This window comes from Mycobacterium gordonae, assembly GCF_001417955.2.
GTDB lineage: Bacteria > Actinomycetota > Actinomycetes > Mycobacteriales > Mycobacteriaceae > Mycobacterium > Mycobacterium gordonae_B.
Genome location: NZ_LKTM01000364.1, coordinates 1 through 18,818 on the forward strand (window position 1 = coordinate 1; position 18,818 = coordinate 18,818).

Annotated in this window: 14 protein-coding genes and 1 pseudogene; 9 read left to right on the forward strand and 6 right to left on the reverse strand. The window is 67.4% G+C overall.

Annotated features, from left to right (window positions below):
- The 3 genes and pseudogenes from AO501_RS38505 to dinB form a co-directional block, all read left to right on the forward strand.
- Positions 1 to 570: pseudogene (locus AO501_RS38505) on the forward strand (PE family protein); the annotation flags it as partial.
- Positions 571 to 619: 49 nt separating this feature from the next.
- Positions 620 to 1,267 (forward strand): TetR/AcrR family transcriptional regulator, encoded by a 648-nt coding sequence (locus AO501_RS29745; RefSeq protein WP_055581170.1) that lies wholly within the window; start codon positions 620 to 622, stop codon positions 1,265 to 1,267.
- A 25-nt stretch (positions 1,268 to 1,292) separates the two neighbouring features.
- On the forward strand, positions 1,293 to 2,492 hold the full coding sequence (dinB, locus tag AO501_RS29750) for a DNA polymerase IV (RefSeq protein ID WP_055581171.1): 1,200 nt from the start codon (positions 1,293 to 1,295) through the stop codon (positions 2,490 to 2,492).
- Here the strand turns inward: dinB and AO501_RS29755 are convergent.
- Both AO501_RS29755 and AO501_RS29760 read right to left on the reverse strand, forming a co-directional pair.
- On the reverse strand, positions 2,481 to 3,485 hold the full coding sequence (locus tag AO501_RS29755; RefSeq protein WP_055581172.1) for a PHP domain-containing protein: 1,005 nt from the start codon (positions 3,483 to 3,485) through the stop codon (positions 2,481 to 2,483). The genes dinB and AO501_RS29755 overlap by 12 nt on opposite strands.
- Complete coding sequence (locus AO501_RS29760) at positions 3,485 to 3,910, reverse strand: hypothetical protein (protein ID WP_055581173.1); 426 nt, start codon at positions 3,908 to 3,910, stop codon at positions 3,485 to 3,487. Before AO501_RS29760 ends, AO501_RS29755 begins: the two co-directional genes overlap by 1 nt.
- Positions 3,911 to 3,937: 27 nt before the next feature.
- Here AO501_RS29760 and AO501_RS29765 point away from each other — a divergent pair, with 27 nt between their 5' ends.
- Positions 3,938 to 4,786 (forward strand): LLM class F420-dependent oxidoreductase, encoded by an 849-nt coding sequence (locus AO501_RS29765; protein WP_055581174.1) that lies wholly within the window; start codon positions 3,938 to 3,940, stop codon positions 4,784 to 4,786.
- Between the two features lie 359 nt (positions 4,787 to 5,145).
- On the opposite strand, the gene AO501_RS29770 is transcribed toward AO501_RS29765, so the two are convergent.
- Together AO501_RS29770 and gltB are read right to left on the reverse strand one after the other, a co-directional pair.
- Entirely contained in the window at positions 5,146 to 6,612 is a 1,467-nt protein-coding gene (locus tag AO501_RS29770; protein ID WP_055581175.1) for a glutamate synthase subunit beta, read from the reverse strand.
- Positions 6,605 to 11,188: a glutamate synthase large subunit gene (gene gltB / locus AO501_RS29775; RefSeq protein WP_055581176.1), complete on the reverse strand. Its 4,584-nt coding sequence runs from the start codon at positions 11,186 to 11,188 to the stop codon at positions 6,605 to 6,607. The genes AO501_RS29770 and gltB overlap by 8 nt, the downstream gene beginning before the upstream one ends.
- Before the next feature lie 610 nt (positions 11,189 to 11,798).
- On the opposite strand from gltB, the gene AO501_RS29780 reads away from it, so the two are divergent.
- Entirely contained in the window at positions 11,799 to 13,157 is a 1,359-nt protein-coding gene (locus AO501_RS29780) for a MinD/ParA family ATP-binding protein (RefSeq protein WP_082658925.1), read from the forward strand.
- On the opposite strand, the gene sigI is transcribed toward AO501_RS29780, so the two are convergent.
- On the reverse strand, positions 13,111 to 13,980 hold the full coding sequence (gene sigI / locus AO501_RS29785; RefSeq protein ID WP_055581178.1) for an RNA polymerase sigma factor SigI: 870 nt from the start codon (positions 13,978 to 13,980) through the stop codon (positions 13,111 to 13,113). The two genes, AO501_RS29780 and sigI, sit on opposite strands and share 47 nt — an antisense overlap.
- Before the next feature lie 118 nt (positions 13,981 to 14,098).
- On the opposite strand from sigI, the gene AO501_RS29790 reads away from it, so the two are divergent.
- Positions 14,099 to 14,950, forward strand: coding sequence for an NAD(P)H-binding protein (locus tag AO501_RS29790; protein WP_055581179.1), 852 nt, complete (start codon positions 14,099 to 14,101; stop codon positions 14,948 to 14,950).
- The gene (locus AO501_RS29795; RefSeq protein WP_055581180.1) at positions 14,943 to 15,383 is read left to right on the forward strand and encodes a nitroreductase family deazaflavin-dependent oxidoreductase; all 441 of its coding nucleotides are present in this window, start codon (positions 14,943 to 14,945) and stop codon (positions 15,381 to 15,383) included. Before AO501_RS29790 ends, AO501_RS29795 begins: the two co-directional genes overlap by 8 nt.
- A gap of 60 nt (positions 15,384 to 15,443) precedes the next feature.
- Here the strand turns inward: AO501_RS29795 and AO501_RS29800 are convergent, their stop codons facing one another.
- Positions 15,444 to 15,734, reverse strand: coding sequence for a WhiB family transcriptional regulator (locus tag AO501_RS29800; protein ID WP_055581181.1), 291 nt, complete (start codon positions 15,732 to 15,734; stop codon positions 15,444 to 15,446).
- A gap of 448 nt (positions 15,735 to 16,182) precedes the next feature.
- Between AO501_RS29800 and AO501_RS29805 the strand changes: the two genes are divergently transcribed.
- Both AO501_RS29805 and AO501_RS29810 read left to right on the forward strand, forming a co-directional pair.
- A complete protein-coding gene (locus tag AO501_RS29805) occupies positions 16,183 to 17,280 on the forward strand; it encodes a helix-turn-helix domain-containing protein (protein WP_055581192.1) in 1,098 nt (365 codons plus the stop codon).
- A gap of 238 nt (positions 17,281 to 17,518) precedes the next feature.
- Positions 17,519 to 18,769, forward strand: coding sequence for an EspA/EspE family type VII secretion system effector (locus AO501_RS29810; protein WP_055581182.1), 1,251 nt, complete (start codon positions 17,519 to 17,521; stop codon positions 18,767 to 18,769).
- Positions 18,770 to 18,818: the final 49 nt, after the last annotated feature.

Below are 18,818 nucleotides of genomic sequence, written 5' to 3' on the forward strand. Positions count from 1 at the left end.
CTGACCGGCGGTGCCGGTGGCTCCGGCGGCAGCGCGACCTCCATCGTGGGCCCGCCGGCCGGCGGTACGGGCGGAGCCGGCGGGTCCGGCGGATTGTTCGGCACCGGCGGAAGCGGCGGAACGGGCGGGCTGTCGCTGTTCGGCGCGGGTGGCGTCGGCGGCAACGGCGGAAGCGGCGGCTCGTTGTCGGGTGCGGGCGGAGCCGGCGGCGCCGGCGGCACCAGTGGTGTCGCCACCGGGGGCGCCGGAGGTAGCGGCGGGAACGCCGGCATGTCATTCGGCGACGGCGGCGCGGGCGGGGCCGGCGGCTACGGCCTGGCCGGCGGCGGTGACGGCGGCACCGGCGGCAAGGCCGGACAATTCGGAAGCGGCGGCAGCGGCGGCAACGGCGGCCAATCCGACCCGGGGACCGGCACCGGCGGCGACGGGGGCGACGGGGGCGGCGCCGTCGTCGTCGGCGACGGCGGCAATGGGAGCAACGCCGGCACCGGCAGTGCCCCGGGAACCCCCGGTCCGGGCGGGACGGGCGGCTCAGTGTTGGGCGAGAACGGCCGCGACGGCCTGCCGTGACATGCGTCGACATACTGTCGAGAGTCTCAACGCCGTGTAAGCTGCCTGCGTGACCACCTCCCCGGCGAACAAGGCTTCGCTCCCGCGGGGACGGCGCACGGCACGGCCATCCGGGGATGAGCGCGAGCTGGCGATCCTCGCCACTGCCGAGCGACTGCTGGAAGATCGCCCGCTGGCCGACATCTCGGTGGACGACCTGGCCAAGGGCGCCGGAATCTCCCGGCCCACGTTCTACTTCTACTTCCCGTCCAAGGAAGCGGTGCTACTGACTCTGCTGGACCGCGTCGTCAACGAGGCCGACTCGGCCCTGCAAGCCCTGGCCGACCGCCTGGAAACCGGGCGCGACGACATGTGGCGCACCGGTATCAACGTGTTCGTGCAAACGTTCGGATCCCACCGGGCCGTCATCCGGGGCGGTCAAGGCGTCCGGGCGATCAACGCTGAGGCGCGGCAGTTGTGGTCCACCTTCATGCAGAAGTGGATCGCCCACACCGCATCGATCATCGAAGCCGAACGCGAGCGGGGAGCCGCACCCGAAACCTTGCCCGCCCTCGAGCTGGCAACCGCGCTGAACCTGATGAACGAGCGCGCGCTGTCGGCGTCGTTCCTGGCCGAGGAGCCGTCGGTTCCGGAGGCCAATGTGCTGGACACCCTGGTGCACATCTGGGTCAGCGCCATCTACGGCGAACAACGCTGACCCTGTCAGACCCGCGTGCGAACATATGTTCGTGCGCTGTGAGGCGTCCATTCTGCACGCGGACCTGGATTCGTTCTATGCCTCCGTCGAACAGCGGGACGACCCCGGGTTGCGGGGTCGCCCGGTCATCGTCGGTGGTGGCGTCGTGCTGGCCGCCAGCTACGAGGCCAAGGCCTACGGGGTGCGCACCGCGATGGGTGGAGCGCAGGCGCGCCGGCTGTGCCCACATGCGGTGGTGGTGCACCCACGGATGGGCGCCTACTGCAAAGCCAGCGACGCCGTCTTCGAGGTTTTTCGCGACTGCACACCGCAGGTGGAGCCGCTGTCGGTGGACGAGGCGTTTCTCGACGTCGCGGGGTTGCGCCGGGTGTCGGGCACGCCGCTCGAAATCGGCGCGCGACTCCGGGAAGACGTCCGCGCCCGAGTCGGTCTGCCGATCACGGTCGGCATCGCCCGCACCAAATTTCTGGCCAAGGTCGCCAGCCAGGAGGCCAAGCCCGACGGTTTGCTGCTGGTGCCTCCGGACCGGGAGCTGGAGTTTCTGCATCCGCTGCCGGTGCGCCGGCTATGGGGTGTGGGTGCGGTGACTGCCGACAAGCTGCACGCGCACGGCATCACCACGGTCGCCCAGGTCGCCGAGTTGGGTGAATCGATGCTGGCGTCCATGGTCGGCCCGGCGATGGGCCGTCAGCTTTATGCCCTGTCCCGCAACATCGACCGCCGGCGCGTCACCACCGGGGTGCGCCGTCGCTCGGTGGGAGCCCAGCGGGCGCTGGGCCGGGCAGGGACCACCATGTCACCCGCCGAGGTCGATGCGGTGGTGGTCAATCTGATCGACCGGATCACCGGCCGGATGCGCGCCGCGGGACGCACTGGACGCACCGTCGTTCTGCGACTGCGCTTCGAGGACTTCAGCCGGGCGACCAGGTCACAGACCATGCCCTGGGCGACGTCCTCGACCCAGCCGATCCTCGCCACGGCCCGTCGGCTGGTGGCGTCGGCGGCGCCGCTCATCGCCGAGCGGGGCCTGACGCTGGTCGGGTTCGCGGTGTCGGGCATCGACCGCACCGGTGCCCAGCAGTTGGCGCTGCCGTTCGGCGGTGAGTCACCCGCGGTGGACGAGGCCATCGATGAAGTCCATCGTCGCTACGGTAAGTCGGCGCTGACGCGCGCCGTATTGGTCGGACGCGACCCCGGGCTGGAGATGCCGCAGCTACCGGACTGACCAGTCCAGCAGCTTCTCGACGGACCAGGTGTTGATAATGCGGTCGACCGGAACCTCCGCGTCCAGCGCCCGCTGCGCGCCGTAGCCGAGGAAGTCCAGCTGGCCCGGCGCGTGCGCGTCGGTGTCGATGCTGAAGACGCAGCCGATGTCTTTCGCGAGGTTGAGCAATCGGGTCGGCGGGTCGCGGCGCTCGGGCCGGGAGTTGATCTCCACCGCGGTGCCGTGGTCGCGGCAGGCGGTGAACACCTTTTCGGCGTCGAACGTCGATTCGGCGCGGATTCCGCGGTTGCCCGAAACCAGACGGCCGGTGCAGTGCCCCAGCACGTCGGCGTGGCCGTCGGAGACCGCCCGCACCATCCGCCGGGTCATCGCCGCCGGCTCCATGGCCAGCTTCGAATGCACGCTGGCCACCACGATGTCGAGGCGGTCCAGCAGCTCGGGCTCCTGGTCCAGGGTGCCGTCTTCGAGGATGTCGACCTCGATGCCGGTGAGGATGCGCAACGGGGCGAACTTCTCCCGCAGCTCGTCGATCACGTCGAGTTGCTTGCGCAGCCGATCCGGCGACAGGCCATTGGCGATCGTCAACCGTGGTGAGTGATCGGTCAGTGCGCAGTACTCGTGGCCGAGCGCGGCCGCGGTGGCCATCATCTCCTCGATCGGCGCCGACCCGTCGGACCAGTTCGAATGCAGGTGCAGGTCCCCGCGCAGCGCCGTGCGAACCTCAGCACCGCCGAGATCCTTTGCGTTGGAACGCAATTCGACCAGTTGGTCGGGTTCCTGCCCGGCCCACGCCTGGGCGATGACCAGAGCGGTCTTGGGTCCGATGCCCGGGATCGACTGCCAACTGTTGGCCTGACCGTGTCGCTCCAGCGCGGCTTCGTCGAGACCCTCGAGGATGTCGGCGGCCTTGCGGTACGCCATCACCCGCCGGGATTCCTGGCGGTCGCGGTCCTTGTAGTACGCGATCTGACGCAGCGCGGAGACCGGGTCCATCAGAGCAACTGCCCGGCGATGAACCCGGCGAACACGACGCCGAAACCGCCCATCTCGCCGATGATGAGCAAGGCCATGAAGAACCCGGTTCCCCGCACCGGCGGGTCGAATTGGTTCTCGGTGTCGCGGCGCGCGCCGTGCACGATGTAGCCGACGATCGCGCCGACGAAGAAGAACACCGCCACACCGGTCGCGGTGAGGTTGACCCATGCCGGCCATGCACTGAGTTCGACGAACGGCGCGAACAGCAGCGTGGCGAATGCGTACAACAGTGCGGCCCGATGGGCGATATCGACGTAGACGTGCGCGCGGTGATCCTCGGCGACCGTGATCTGCCGGTACTTCCAGACCCCGAGGGCCAGCGCCAGAAGAAAGATCAGCCCCGTCGCGAGCAGCGTGAGTTTGGTGTCGAGTCCGAGAGCCATCGTTCGGCCGAGTCTACTGTCGAGATCATGCGCTTTGCATTCAAGACCTCACCGCAGAACACCACGTGGCCCGATATGTTGGCCGTCTGGCAGGCTGCCGACGACATCGATGTCTTCGAATCCGGCTGGACCTTCGATCACTTCTACCCGATCTTCTCCGACTCCACCGGGCCCTGCCTGGAAGGCTGGACGACGCTCACCGCGCTGGCCCAAGCCACCAAACGGCTGCGGCTCGGCACCCTGGTCACCGGCATTCACTACCGCCACCCGGCGGTGCTGGCCAACATGGCGGCCACGCTCGACGTCATCTCGGGCGGCCGACTCGAACTCGGGATCGGCGCCGGCTGGAATGAAGAGGAATCCGGTGCGTACGGCATCGAACTCGGCAGCATCAAGGAACGCTTCGACCGGTTCGAAGAGGCCTGCCAGGTGCTGATCGGCCTCCTGAGCGAGGAAACCACCACCTTCGACGGTAGGTACTACCAGCTCAAAGACGCTCGCAACGAGCCGAAGGGTCCCCAGCGGCCGCACCCGCCGATCGCCATCGGCGGCAGTGGGGAGAAGCGGACCCTGCCGATCACCGCGCGCTACGCACAGCACTGGAATTTCGCCGGTGGCACACCGGAGGAATTCGCGCGCAAGCGTGACGTGCTGGCTGCGCGCTGCGCCGACATCGGGCGGGACCCGAAAGAGATCACCTTGTCGGCCCACCTGGGCCTGGGTCCGGATCGCAACTACGGACAGCTCATCGACAACGCGGCGGCGCTCGGGGCCGAGGGGCTGGACCTGGGCATCGTCTACATCGCCCCGCCGCATGACCCGGCCGTCCTGGAGCCGCTGGCCGAGGCGATCCGCGAGTCAGGCCTCTTGAGCTAACCGAGCAAACAATTCGCAGATACAGCCGGGACGACGGCGGTACCGACCGCCGCGGTCAGATTGCGAATCGCAGCATCTCTTCGGCCGTCACCAGGCGCTCGTTGCGCGCCGGGAACTCGCGGCTCTTCATCGGGTGGCGAACCAGAGACCAGGCGATTCGCCCCATTCGTGACCGGGGAACTGGGTTCATGTGCACGGTGATGACTCCTGCGATCGATCTAACGCAACCGTGGCTCCGGGCGGCCCGAGCGTGCCTCTATGTGATGGAGCCCACAGGAAATTATTAGACACCCGTGTTCTGGCAAACGTACGGCGGCGCGCCGAACTTTTATCAAATGTTTCAGGTGTGACTGTTGTGGTTACGTCAGGGGTGCCGCGGTCGGCTTGATCGGAGCCGGCAGTGCGCTGGTTCCCATCAGGTGCCGGTCCACCGCCGCCGCAGCGGACCGGCCCTCGGCAATCGCCCAGACGATCAGGGACTGACCCCGGCCCATGTCTCCGGCGACGAACACACCGGGGACCGATGTCTCGTAGTCATCGCCGCGTGCGACGTTCCCGCGCTCGGTGAACTTCACCCCGAGCTCGGTGAGCAGGCCCGGCTTCTCCGGACCGACGAATCCCATCGCCAGTAACACCAGGTCGGCATCCAGCTCGAAGTCCGAGCCCTCGACCTTGACGAACTTGCCGTCCTGCATCTGCACTTCGTGCACCCGCAGCCCGGTCACATGCCCCGCGTCGCCGAGGAACTCCTCGGTGTTCACCGAGAACACCCGCTCGCCGCCCTCCTCGTGTGCCGAGGCGATGCGGTACATCAGCGGATAGGTCGGCCACGGCGTCGATGCGGCGCGGGTCTCCGGCGGACGCGGCATGATCTCGAACTGGTGGATCCGGGCCGCGCCCTGTCGGTGCGCGGTACCCAGGCAGTCCGCACCGGTGTCACCGCCACCGATGATCACCACCTTCTTGCCCCTGGCGGTGATCGGCGGCTCCCCGTCCGGCCCCAGCACGTCGTCGCCCTCCTGGACGCGGTTGCCCCACGGGAGGTACTCCATCGCCTGGTGGATGCCGTCGAGGTCGCGGCCCGGGATCGGCAGGTCCCGCCATGCGGTGGCCCCGCCGGCCAGCACGACCGCGTCGAAGTCGGCGAGCAGCTGCTCGGCGGTGATGTCGTGACCGACGTTGACGCCGGCCCGGAACTGGGTGCCCTCGGCGGTCATCTGCGCCAGGCGACGATCCAGTACGCGCTTTTCCATCTTGAACTCAGGGATGCCGTACCGCAGCAGTCCGCCGATCCGGTCCTCGCGCTCGAACACGGTGACCTTGTGCCCGGCGCGGGTGAGTTGCTGAGCCGCAGCCAAACCGGCCGGGCCGGAACCCACCACGGCGACCGTCTTCCCGGTGTCGCAGTGCGGCAGTACCGGCTCCACCCAGCCCTCGTCGAAGGCCTTGTCGATGATCTCGAGCTCGATCTGCTTGATCGTCACCGGATCCTGGTTGATGCCCAGCACACAGGCCGGCTCACACGGCGCCGGACACAGCCGGCCGGTGAAGTCGGGGAAGTTGTTCGTCGCGTGCAGTCGCTCGATCGCGTCGCGGAAACGGCCCCGGCGCACCAGGTCGTTCCATTCGGGGATGAGATTGCCCAGCGGACACCCGTTGTGGCAGAAGGGAATGCCGCAGTCCATGCAGCGGGTCGCCTGCTCACGCAGGGTCTCGACCTCGAATTCCTCGTAGACCTCTTTCCAGTCCTTCAGCCGCAACGGGACGGGCCGCCGCTGCGGCAACTCCCGGTGGGTGTACTTCAGAAAGCCAGTTGGATCAGCCATGAGCCGCCGCCATAATCGCCTTGTCAACGTCGGTGCCATCGCGTTCGGCGTCAGCGATCGCTTGCAGCACCTTCTTGTAGTCTCGCGGCATCACCTTCACGAAGTGCCGCTGCTGGTTACGCCAATCGGCCAGAATGCGTTGGCCGACAGCAGAATCGGTGGCATCGACGTGCGCGGTGATGATGCCGTGCAGGAACTCCGCGTCGTCGGAGTCCAGCGTCTCGGAGTCGACCATCTCGATGTTGAGATTGTCGGGCAGTTTCTCGTCGGGGTCGTAGACGTAGGCCACACCACCGGACATGCCGGCGGCGAAGTTGCGCCCGGTGCTGCCGAGGATCACCACCCGGCCACCGGTCATGTATTCGCAACCGTGGTCACCGACGCCCTCGACCACCGCGTGTGCCCCGGAGTTGCGCACCGCGAACCGCTCACCGACCACACCGCGCAGGTACACCTCGCCACTGGTGGCGCCGAACAGGATCACGTTGCCGCCGATGATGTTGTCCTCGGCGACATAGCCTTCCGGCGCGTTGTCGGAGGGCCGCACCACGATCCGGCCGCCGGACAGTCCCTTGCCCACATAGTCGTTGGCGTCACCGTAGATACGCAGGGTGATCCCCTTGGGCACGAAGGCGCCGAAGCTGTTGCCGGCCGACCCCTCGAACGTGATGTCGATGGTTCCGTCCGGCAGCCCTTGTCCGCCATAGGCTTTCGTCACCTCGTGGCCGAGCATGGTGCCGACGGTGCGGTTGACGTTGCTGATCGTGGTCGAGAACCGGACCGGCTTCTGCGAGTCCAGGGCTTCCCGGCTCATCACGATCAACTGCTGGTCGAGCGCCTTATCCAAGCCGTGGTCCTGCCGTGAACTGCAGTACAGATCCTGGTTCATGAACGCGGACTCGGGCTCTTGCAGCACCGGCGTCAGGTCCAGGCGGTGCGCCTTCCAGTGTGCGCGGGCCAACGTGGTGTCCAGCGCTCCGGCCTGACCGACCGCCTCGTTGACGGTGCGGAAGCCCAACTGCGCCATGTATTCCCGCATTTCTTCGGCGATGAACATGAAGAAGTTCTCGACGAATTCCGGCTTGCCGGTGAACCGCTCGCGCAGCAGCGGGTTCTGGGTGGCCACCCCCACGGGGCAGGTATCCAGGTGGCACACCCGCATCATGATGCAGCCGGCCACCACCAACGGCGCGGTGGCGAAACCGAATTCCTCGGCCCCCAGCAAGGTCGCGATCATCACGTCGCGGCCCGTCTTGAGCTGGCCATCCACCTGGACCACGATCCGGTCCCGTAATCCGTTGAGCAACAGGGTTTGTTGCGTCTCGGCCAGCCCCAGCTCCCACGGCGCACCCGCGTGCTTCATCGACGTCAGCGGCGTCGCGCCGGTGCCGCCGTCGTGGCCGGAGATCAGCACCACATCGGCATGCGCCTTGGAAACGCCGGCCGCAACCGTCCCCACCCCGTTCTCGGACACCAGCTTCACGTGCACCCGCGCGGACGGGTTGGCGTTCTTCAGGTCGTGGATGAGCTGTGCGAGGTCCTCGATCGAGTAGATGTCGTGGTGCGGCGGCGGCGAGATCAGCCCGACGCCGGGCGTGGAGTGCCGCACCGAAGCCACCCACGGGTACACCTTGTGGCCCGGAAGCTGGCCGCCCTCACCGGGTTTGGCGCCCTGGGCCATCTTGATCTGGATGTCGGTGCAGTTGGTCAGGTAGTGCGAGGTGACGCCGAACCGCCCCGAAGCGACCTGCTTGATCGCGCTGCGCCGCCAGTCCCCGTTCGGGTCGGCGTCGAAACGCTTGACGTCCTCACCACCCTCGCCACTGTTGGATCGGGCGCCCAACCGGTTCATGGCGATGGCCAGCGTCTCGTGCGCTTCTGCGGAGATGGAGCCGTAGCTCATCGCCCCGGTGGAGAAGCGCTTGACGATTTCGCTGGCCGGCTCGACCTCCTCGATCGGCACCGGCGGACGCAGGTCGGCCCGGAATTTGAGCAGGCCGCGCAGGGAGGCCATCCGCTCGCTCTGGTCGTCGACCAGCCGGGTGTACTCCTTGAAGATCTTGTACTGGCCGCTGCGGGTGGCGTGCTGCAACTTGAAGACGGTCTGCGGGTTGAACAAGTGGTACTCGCCCTCGCGGCGCCACTGGTACTCCCCGCCCACCTCCAGTTCGCGGTGCGCCCGCTCGTCCGGCCGGTCCAGGTACGCCAGCGCATGCCGGGCAGCTACGTCGGCGGCGATGTCGTCCAGGGTGATACCGCCTGTGGGACAAGCCAATCCGGTGAAGTACTCGTCAAGCACGTCCTCGGAGATGCCGACGGCCTGGAAAAGCTGCGCGCCGGTGTAGGAGGCCAACGTCGAGATGCCCATCTTGGACATCACCTTCAAGACGCCCTTGCCCGCGGCCTTGACGTAGTTGTTGAGCGCATGGCTGCGTTCGATGCCGTCGATGACGTTGCGGTCGAGCATGTCCTCGATCGACTCGAAGACCAGGTAGGGGTTGATCGCGGCCGCGCCGCACCCGATCAGCAAGGCCATGTGGTGCACTTCGCGGGCATCGCCGGATTCGACCACCAGGCCCACCTGGGTGCGCGTGCGATCGCGGACCAGGTGGTGGTGCACGCCCGCGACCGCCAGCAGCGACGGGATGGGCGCCATGGTGTGGTCGGAGTTGCGGTCGGACAGGATGATCAGCCGCGCCCCGTCGGCGATCGCCGCCGATGCCTGCGCCCGCACCTCATCGAGTGCGGCGGCCAGGCCGGCGCCGCCCTCGGCGACCGGGTACAGGCAGTGAATCACCTTGGACCGCATGCCATGTGGCCGTCCGTTGACCTCGTCCTCGGGGTTGAGGCTGATCAGCTTGGCCAGCTCGAAGTTGCGCAGGATCGGCTGCGGTAACGAGATCTGGTGACAGGAGTTCTCGTCCGGGTTGAGCAGGTCGCGCTCCCCGCCCGTGGTGCCCTGCAGGCTGGTCACCACCTCTTCGCGGATGGCGTCCAGCGGCGGGTTGGTCACCTGCGCAAAGAGTTGGTGGAAGTAGTCGAAAAGCATGCGCGGACGCTTCGACAGCACCGCGATCGGGGTGTCGGTGCCCATCGACCCGAGCGGCTCGGCGCCGGTGCGGGCCATCGGGGCCACCAGCAGGTTGAGTTCCTCGTAGGTGTAGCCGAAGGTCTGTTGCCGCACGACCAGCCGGTGATGCGGCATCCGGACGTACTTGTTGGCCGGCAGCTTGTCCAGCGGAACCAGTCCGTTGTCGAGCCAATCCTGGTAGGGATGCTCGGCGGCCAGCTCAGCTTTGATTTCCTCGTCGGCGACGATGCGGCCCTGAGTGGTGTCCACCAGGAACATCCGGCCCGGCTGCAGTCGCATGCGCTTGACCACGGTGGTCGGGTCCAGGTCCAGTACGCCGGCCTCTGAGGCCATCACGACCAGGCCGTCTTCGGTCACCCAGATCCGGGAGGGCCGCAATCCGTTGCGGTCCAGCACCGCTCCGACGATGGTGCCGTCGGTGAACGTGATCGACGCCGGCCCGTCCCAGGGCTCCATCAACGAGGCGTGGTACTCGTAGAACGCCCGCCGCGCCGGGTCCATCGACTCGTGGCGCTCCCACGCCTCGGGGATCATCATCAGCACCGCGTGGGCCAGGCTGCGTCCGCCCAGGTGCAACAGCTCGACGACCTCGTCGAATCGCGCGGTGTCCGACGCCCCGGGCGTACAGATCGGGAACAACTTCTCGACGTCGTCCTGCGAACCGAAGATGTCGGTCTTGATCAGCGCCTCACGGGCGCGCATCCAGTTCTCGTTGCCGGTGACGGTATTGATCTCGCCGTTGTGCGCTACTCGCCGGAACGGGTGCGCCAGCGGCCAGGACGGGAACGTGTTCGTCGAGAACCGCGAGTGCACGATGCCCAGCGCGCTGGTCACCCGGCTGTCCTGCAGGTCGAGGTAGAAGGCCTTGAGCTGCGGGGTGGTCAGCATGCCCTTGTAGACGAACGTCTGACCGGACAGGCTCGGGAAGTAGACGGTCTCGCGTCCGGGCCCGTCCTGTCCCGGGCCCTTGGTCCCGAGTTCGTGCTCGGCGCGCTTGCGGACGATGTATGCGCGGCGTTCCAGCGTCATGCCGGAGGCGCCGGCCATGAACACCTGGCGGAAAGTGGGCATCGCGTCGCGCGACAGCGCGCCCAGCGAGGAGTCGTCGGTGGGCACGTTGCGCCAGCCGAGCACCTGCAGGCCCTCGGATTCCGCGATCTTCTCCACCGCGGCGCACGCCGCTGCCGCGTCTTTGGACGACTGCGGCAGGAACGCGATGCCGGTGGCGTAACTGCCCGCCGCGGGCAGCTCGAATTCCACGACCTCGCGCAAGAAGGCATCGGGAACCTGAATCAGGATGCCCGCGCCGTCACCGCTGCGCGGCTCGGCACCGGCAGCACCGCGGTGCTCCAGGTTGAGCAACGCGGTGATCGCCTTGTCCACGATGTCGCGGCTACGCCGGCCATGCATGTCGACGACCATGGCCACACCGCATGAATCGTGTTCGTATGCGGGGTTATAAAGCCCGACGCGCTTGGGCGTCATACCCACCTAACCCTTCAGCAGACTTTCTGCACGGCCGCTTTGCGTATCGACTTTCACCGATCGTGAGACCGCACCCGGAGGTTGCGGGGCTGAACCCCCTCGGTCTCATCGACAGGCTGTCCGCCAAGCGGAGATAATCCGGTCAGGGATTCGTCCGTGCAGCGTTGAACGGTAGCCCCATACCTAATTTCGACAAGTCGTAAAACGATATGACAAAACCCGCCTGACATGCCAACTTACCAATACTAACCTTTCTGCTGGCGGCTCCGTAAATTCGCTGTTACCAGCGATCGACAGCATCGTGGCCTGACCTGCGACCATGGCAGACGGTCGCGCACTGTGGCGAGGATCGCACCGAGAAGCCGCCGCCGCCCGGCTGTCGGCGAAAGTTTGCTGCGACAGTCACATGCGTAACACCGGGCGCGCGAGGGCGCGGTGGCGATGCGCAGGCAATCGACGTCAGGGCCGCCGAATGGTGTGATTCCAACCCCGAACCCGTCCCCGGATCGAGTTTGCGCGGTTTCGGCGTGGCTGGCGCGCACCAGCCGGTGACCGATACTGGACGACAGCATCCCGCGTTGGCCGACTGGCCTGTGCACCCGAGGAGCCCATGAACGCGCCCCAGGAATTTCTGCGGAACCGAATGCTTCCCGAGCAGCCGGTCTCGCCTCCCCGACCACCCTCCCCGCCCGCCGAGCGGGTGCCGCAACCGTCGCAGTCTCGGCCCGCTCCGGCACCGGTCAAGGCGCCACCGGCACCGGTCAAAGCACCGCCGGCACCAGTCAAAGCACCGCCGGCACCGGCTGACGCCCCCGCACCTGCCACGGCCCCGCCACCGGTCAGCGCGCCCGTCAACGCGCCGCCGCCGACGGCTGCCCCACGTCCCCCGTCCGCGCCGCCTCCGCAGCCGGTGCGGCCCCCCGCACCGCAGCAGCCGCACCCGCAGCCGGCGGCCCCGCCGCCTCGTGCCCCCTGGCCGGGCGCAACGGCCGGCCCAGACCCACGCACCCCTGACAAACCCGTCGAACGGGGTTGGCGGCGTATGGTCCGCTCGGCGACATTCGGCCTGGTCAAGCCCGGCCCGTCGGCGGCACAACGCGACGCCGCGCAGTTCGAGGCGACCATACGAACGGCCTTGCGCGGCAACCACAAGGTCGGTGTCCTCGGCAAGGGCGGCGTCGGCAAGACGTCGGTGGCCGCCAGCGTCGGTTCGATCCTGGCCGAACTGCGCCAGCAGGACCGCGTCGTCGCCATCGACGCCGACACCGCCTTCGGCCGGCTCAGCAGCAGGATCGACCCGCGGACCACGGGTTCGTTCTGGGAGTTGACCGCCGACAAGAACCTGCAGTCCTTCGCCGACGTGACATCGCGGGTCGGCCGCAATGCCACCGGGCTGTACGTACTGGGCGGCGAACCGGTGACCGGCCCGCGCCGGGTGCTCGACCCGGCCATCTACCGGGAAGCCGCGTTGCGCCTTGATCGGCACTTCGCGATCTCGGTCATCGATTGCGGATCGACGATGGACGCTGCCGTCACCCGCGAGGTGCTGCGGGATCTGGACGCGTTGATCGTGGTCTCCTCGCCGTGGGCGGACGGCGCCGCGGCCGCCGCCAAGACGGTCGAATGGCTGTCGGATCACGACCTCGGCAACCTGCTGCAACGCAGCGTCGTCGTGCTCAACGACTCCGACGGCCACGCCGACAAGCGCACCCGCTCGCTGCTGGCCCGCGAGTTCATCGACCACGGGCAGCCGGTGGTCGAGGTGCCCTTCGACCCCCACTTGCGGCCCGGCGGCGTCATCGACGTCACCCAGGAGATGGGACCCGCGACGCGGTTGAAGTTCCTGCAGGTCGCGGCCACCATCACCGGATACTTCGCCTCCAGGACTCAGGGCAGCGCAACCGCGAACCCGCCTGACCCGGTCAGGCCCGGCGCGCCGACGGGTCCGCCGTCGCCTCGATCTTGGTGATCAGGTTGCCGCGGACCGTCAACACCACCACGGCGAACAATCGGCGATCGGCAAAGGCGAGTAACACCGGCCGGCCGGCCGGACCGCCGACCAGCGTCGCTCCCGGACCCAGGTAACGCAGCAGGTTGGTGGCGACCGCGACGGGACCGTGGTTGACCTGTGGCGGCGGCATCGGGTCGGCGAGTACGGTCCCCACTCCCCACACCGTCGGATCCAGCACGGCCGTCAACCCGGCGATGTCGCCGTTGGCGCAGGCGGTGATGAATTTCTGGGTCACGAGCTGATGCTCGGCCGGAGCGACTTCCGTGTTCGGGACCGGATGCAACCGGACACCGGTGAACTTGGCCCGGGCCCGCCTGGCCAGCTGCCGGCAGGTGCCGGCCGGGCGGCCGACGGTTTCGGCGATGGCGTCGAAGGGGACGCCGAAGACGTCGTGCAAGACGAAAGCGACCCGCTCGCCGGGGCTGAGCCTGCGCAGCACTTCCAATAGCGCGGCCCTGATCTCGTCGTCGAGGGTGATCCGGTCGGCGGGATCGGCCACCCGCGCGTCGGCCAGCGCGCGCTCGTCACCGTCATTGTGGGGGCGCTCGTATCGCGCCCGGGCCGAGCGAAGCTGGTCGAGGCACAGCCGGCTGGTCACCACGGTGAGCCACCCGCGGGCATCGTCGATCTTGCCGGGATCAGAGCGCGACAACCGCAGAAACGCCTCCTGCACAACGTCTTCGGCCTCACCGACGTCACCGAGGATCTGGTAGCCGAGGTTCACCAGATAGGGACGGTGCGTGCGCCAGGCCTCGTCGAGCTGGTCAGAAGCTGCGGTCATAGGACTTCGACGATTCTGCGCTCAGAAAAGTTACCCGTGCCGGCCGTAACTTTCGCACCTGCCATCCCGTCCTTGGTTGAACACACTGCGTTTTCCAGAGTTCCCCAGAGGAGTCCCCATGACAATCGTCGTCACCGGAGCAACGGGCAATGTCGGTCGCCCGCTGCTCGCGCACCTGGTCGCCGCGGGCGCGCACGTGCGAGCGGTCACCCGCTCACCTGCCACCAGAGATCTTCCCGGCGATGTTGAAATGGTCTCCTCGGTCACGGACGCACTGCGGGGCGCCTGCGCGGTGTTCCTCAACTCCCGCGCACTCGGTGCCGGTATGGCCGCCGTCGTCGCGCGCTGTGCGGCGGCGGGAGTCACCAAACTGGTTGCGCTGTCGGCAATCAACGTCGACGACGACCCGTCGCTGCAACCGTCGCGATTCCGCGGCGACCGCAATAAGGAGGTTGAACAGCTCGCGGTGGATTCCGGCCTCGCATGGACGAGCCTGCGTCCTTCGGTTTTCGCGTCGAATTTCGCCGGCATGTGGTCGGCGCAACTTCGCGCCGGGGATGTGGTCGTCGGGCCCTACGCGGCGGCAACCACCGCACCCATCGTCGACGATGACGTCTCCGCGGTCGCCGCGCGCGCACTTCTCACCGACGACCTCACCGGCCAGAAGATCTCGATGACCGGGCCACAAGCCCTGACCAACGCTGAGCTGGTGGGGGTTATGGCCGCCGTCCTGCAACGGCCGCTGCGGTACCGCGAGATCCCGCCGGATGTGGTTCGGGCCAGATTCCGTGACCTCGGCTTCGCGCCCGAGTTCGCGGACGCCTACATCGGGATGCTCGCTCAGACACTGGGCCGGCCCGCCCTGGTCACGAACGAAGTGGAGAAGATTCTGGGCCGACCGCCGCTGACGTTCGCGGAGTGGGTGTCCCGGCAGCGCGACACCTTCGCGAGCGGAGGTCGCAATGTCTGAGATACGCCCGCCCCGATTCCTCAGGCCGATGAACACGCTGATGAAGGCGGTGCAGAAGCTCGGCATACCGACCGGCCCCGCCATGGTGTTGACGGTGCCGGGACGCAGGTCCGGGCAGCCGCGGAGTACGCCGATGACGCCGTTCGACTTCCGGGGCGGCCTCTATGTGGTGGCCGGGTATCCGGGCGCGGACTGGGCGGCGAATGCCCGCGCCGCGGGCACCGGCACGCTGTCCCGCGGCCGCCGGCGCCGGCAGGTCCGAATCGTGGAGTTGTCCGTCGACGACGCGCGTCCGGTCCTGCGTGAGTTCCCCACCAAAGTCCCGGTCGGTGTGGCCTTCGCGAAGCGGTCAGGGCTGGTGAGCGACGGTAGCCCCGACGAGTTCGAGGCATTGGCCGGTCGGCTGGCGGTGTTCCGGTTCGATCCGGCCTAGGCCCGCCAGACGCAAACGGCGCGGGGAGTCCAGTGGATTCCTCGCGCCGTTTACTCGCTATCAGGCCGACTGGGCGGTCACCCGCTCCCGCACGGCGAAACCATTGCGCTCGGCCAGCGACCGCAGCTGCGCCAACGCGAAGGCACGCGGACGGCCGGAGTCGGGAATGACCACACCGGCCCAAAGCCCTTCAGCGCCAGGCGATTCCACAGCCTCCTTGGCGCACTGCCAACGGCGCGGGCAAGCCCGGCACAACGTCTTGGCTTCGTCGTCGGGGGTCGTCGTCCAACGGTCGGGGTCTTGGGTGCACACGCCCAGCTGCGGGACCTCGTAAAGAGTTGTTGCGGTCATGGTTCTGCGTTCCTCCGTAAAGCGTTGCGCGTTCTGCCCCTCTGCCTCAGAAGGCTAGCGCACTAACCGTCGCAGTGCAACAGTTCATTCTGCAGCAGTTCCGCATGGTGCTACGGCTTCGCAGCGCAACCGGCGAGCTTACTTATCCAACCTGCGATTACCAGGGGTTATACCCTGTCAATCGGCTGTGCGTAAGCTGCTGATCAGCTGGTTTCGTTCACAGCTTTTAGACAATGTGTTCCCAGCAGCAGCCACTGGCGCTATGGTTAACCGTAGCGGTAAGCCGGTTTTGCGGGTCAAGAACCGGACGGTCGGGTGGCCGCGAAAGCGTAGCGAAAGGTATAGCCAATGGAAGGGTGCAACGGTTACGATGTTGGTCAGCGAACGGTGTGCCCCGCGGCCCGCCGCGCTGCCCGCCCTGACAACCGCGAGCAAGGATTCCTGCCAGATGCCCAACGCCGAATCGACTGTGGGGCCGGCTGCGCTGGCCGCATTCAGCGGCGTCGCGGCCGGTGCGGTCGCACCCGGTTACAACATCGTGGACACGGGTCACTGGTACCGGTCACCTCGGCGGGTCGATGACCAGCAGGCCGCCGGGGTAGACCTGCGAGCGGTGCCCAATGACGGACAGTGGCGATTGGCCGACCAGTCCGTCGACGACCGCGCGAGCGGTATGTTCGTCGACGGACTGCGCGAGAGCCCGTCCCTCAGCGACAAGAAAAACGTCCCGTTCGGCGATCCCCCTGGAGGCAAGGCGTTGACGTTCGAAGTCGTCAGGCCCACGAATCCGCCTGAAGAGCCCCATCAGGACGACCAGCCCGCTGACGCCGATCCCGGAGTGATCCGCGCCGGCGCGGCTGCCGCGGCGCGCCGGCGGGAACTCGACATCAGCCAGCGCAGCCTCGCCGCCGACGGCATCATCAACGCGGGTGCGCTCATCTCCTTCGAGAAGGGTCGCAGCTGGCCTCGCGAGCGCACCCGCGCCAAGCTCGAGGAAGTCCTGCAGTGGCCCGCGGGAACCATCGCCCGCATCCGTGAGGGCGACGCCGTAGCGACCCAGCCGGCTCCGGCACCCGCCGTCGATGCGTTGGCCGAGGCACCCCCGGCCACCGACGGCCCGGCGTCGCTGATCGCACAGGCCGTGGCCGCCGCCGTGGACACCTGCAGTCTGGCCATCGCCGCGCTGCCCTCCCCCGAGGATCCGGACTTCACCGAACGAGCGGCGCCGATTCTGGCCGACCTGCGCCAGCTCGAGGCGATCGCCGTTCAGGCGACACGGATCAGCCGGATCACCCCCGAACTGATCAAGGCAATGAGTTCGGTACGCAACTACCACGACAAATTGATGACACTGGGCGCCACGGCGCCCGGTGCGACGCTGGCACAACGTTTATATGCCGCGCGACGCCGTGCCAATCTCTCCACGCTGGAAACTGCACAAGCGGCCGGCGTCACCGAAGAAATGATCGTCAAGGCGGAGGCCGAAGAAGTCCTGCCGACCCAAATCGCCGAGGCGATCGAAGCACTGATTAGTCAGATCAATTGATATGGAGCCGGGGCGCGATCACACGCTGACGCGCTCGGGTCTGGTCGTACGGGGAAGGCTTGTGCCGCCCCGCAATTCCGCCGCGAAGTCTGGTGTGCCATGCGCCCGAAAAGGCCAGGCACACCCGAAAATTCGTGCATCTAGCCCCGCCGGAGCGCTGTTAAGCTCAACCTACGGTGCGAAGGTGCATAAAGAAATGACCGTGCACACCAACAAGCCAACGTAAGGAATCACTCAAATGTCGGGTAGCGCGATGTGCAAGACCACGAGCAACTTCATCTACGCACAGCTGTTTCTGCTGGGTGAAGGAATTCCCGACCCGGGCGACATTTTCAATGCCGGCTCGTCCTTGTTCAAAGGCGTCGCCGACAAGATCGGCCTGGCAATTCCGGGCACCAACTGGATCGGCCAGGCCGCGGATGCCTATTTGAACCAGAACGCCGCGCAGCAACTCCGCGCCAAGTTGATGGGTGACATCGACGATCTGACCGGCAACCTCATCTCCAACCAGGCCGAGCACGTCGAAGACACCCGCAGCGTCTTGCGCGCGATGAAGAAGATGGTCGACGGCTGCTACAACGCCTGCAAGAAGCTGGAGAAGGTGTGGCTGATCGGCGATGCCCTCTCGGTGGCCATCGCAATCCCGTGCTGCGCGCTCGCAATGGCCGTCACCGGCGGCGCGCTGCTCTACCTCACGATCATGACCGCCATGAACGCGGCCAGCATGATCGGGCTGGGCGGGCGCCTGCTCGACATCCTGACCAACCTGCCGGCTCTGGCGGGCCTGATCCCCGGGATCATCGACGGGATCATCGACACCATCTGGCCGCCGAAGCTGCCCGACATCCCGATCCCCGGCTTCCCCAGCATCCCGGGCCTGCCCGAGTTCACCTGGCCTCCCACCCCGGGCATTCCGGACTTCAACCTGCCGATCCCCGGTCTGCCCGACTTCCAGTGGCCGTCCATCCCCGGGCTGCCGGACTTCGGCGGCCTGATCCCCGGGTTCCCGGACTTCGGTGGCGGCGGCGGACTGATCCCCGGTTTCCCCGCGCTTCCTGGAATGCCCAGTGTTCCCAACCTGTTCCCCGGCCTTCCCGCGCTGGGCGACCTGTTCCCCGGCGTCGGCAATCTGGGCAAGCTGCCCACCTGGACCGAATTGGCCGCTCTGCCCGACTTTTTGGGAGGCTTCGCCGGTATGCCGGCACTGAGCTTCAGCAACCTGCTCAGCTTCGCCCAACTGCCAGGGGTCGGTCAGATCACGTCGACGATGGGCCAGTTGCAGCAGCTGATGGCCGCCGGTGGCGGTCCGGGCCAGATGGGCAACATGGTCGGCCAACAGGCGCAAATGGTGTCCTCGCAGGTACAGCAGGCGGGTCAGAAGGACGATCAGTCGGACCAACAAGGCGCCGCGGCGGGCGCCGATGGCGAGCGCGCCCCTGTCCAGGCCGGAGCCGGTGGCCAACAGGGCCAGCAGGGCACCGTCCTGTAATTGCAAACAGTCGGCCACTAAACGGCCAAACCCATAGCAAGCCAAAGCC

Coding starts and splice junctions, on each gene's coding strand:
- AO501_RS29760 (WP_055581173.1), bottom strand. CDS start 3,910: ATGGCTCTCGGACTCGACACCAAACTCACGCTGCTCGCGACGGGGCTG.
- AO501_RS29810 (WP_055581182.1), top strand. CDS start 17,519: ATGTCGGGTAGCGCGATGTGCAAGACCACGAGCAACTTCATCTACGCA.
- gltB (WP_055581176.1), bottom strand. CDS start 11,188: ATGACGCCCAAGCGCGTCGGGCTTTATAACCCCGCATACGAACACGAT.
- dinB (WP_055581171.1), top strand. CDS start 1,293: ATGTTCGTGCGCTGTGAGGCGTCCATTCTGCACGCGGACCTGGATTCG.
- sigI (WP_055581178.1), bottom strand. CDS start 13,980: ATGACCGCAGCTTCTGACCAGCTCGACGAGGCCTGGCGCACGCACCGT.
- AO501_RS29780 (WP_082658925.1), top strand. CDS start 11,799: ATGAACGCGCCCCAGGAATTTCTGCGGAACCGAATGCTTCCCGAGCAG.
- AO501_RS29765 (WP_055581174.1), top strand. CDS start 3,938: ATGCGCTTTGCATTCAAGACCTCACCGCAGAACACCACGTGGCCCGAT.
- AO501_RS29805 (WP_055581192.1), top strand. CDS start 16,183: ATGCCCAACGCCGAATCGACTGTGGGGCCGGCTGCGCTGGCCGCATTC.
- AO501_RS29790 (WP_055581179.1), top strand. CDS start 14,099: ATGACAATCGTCGTCACCGGAGCAACGGGCAATGTCGGTCGCCCGCTG.
- AO501_RS29795 (WP_055581180.1), top strand. CDS start 14,943: ATGTCTGAGATACGCCCGCCCCGATTCCTCAGGCCGATGAACACGCTG.
- AO501_RS29770 (WP_055581175.1), bottom strand. CDS start 6,612: ATGGCTGATCCAACTGGCTTTCTGAAGTACACCCACCGGGAGTTGCCG.
- AO501_RS29755 (WP_055581172.1), bottom strand. CDS start 3,485: ATGGACCCGGTCTCCGCGCTGCGTCAGATCGCGTACTACAAGGACCGC.
- AO501_RS29800 (WP_055581181.1), bottom strand. CDS start 15,734: ATGACCGCAACAACTCTTTACGAGGTCCCGCAGCTGGGCGTGTGCACC.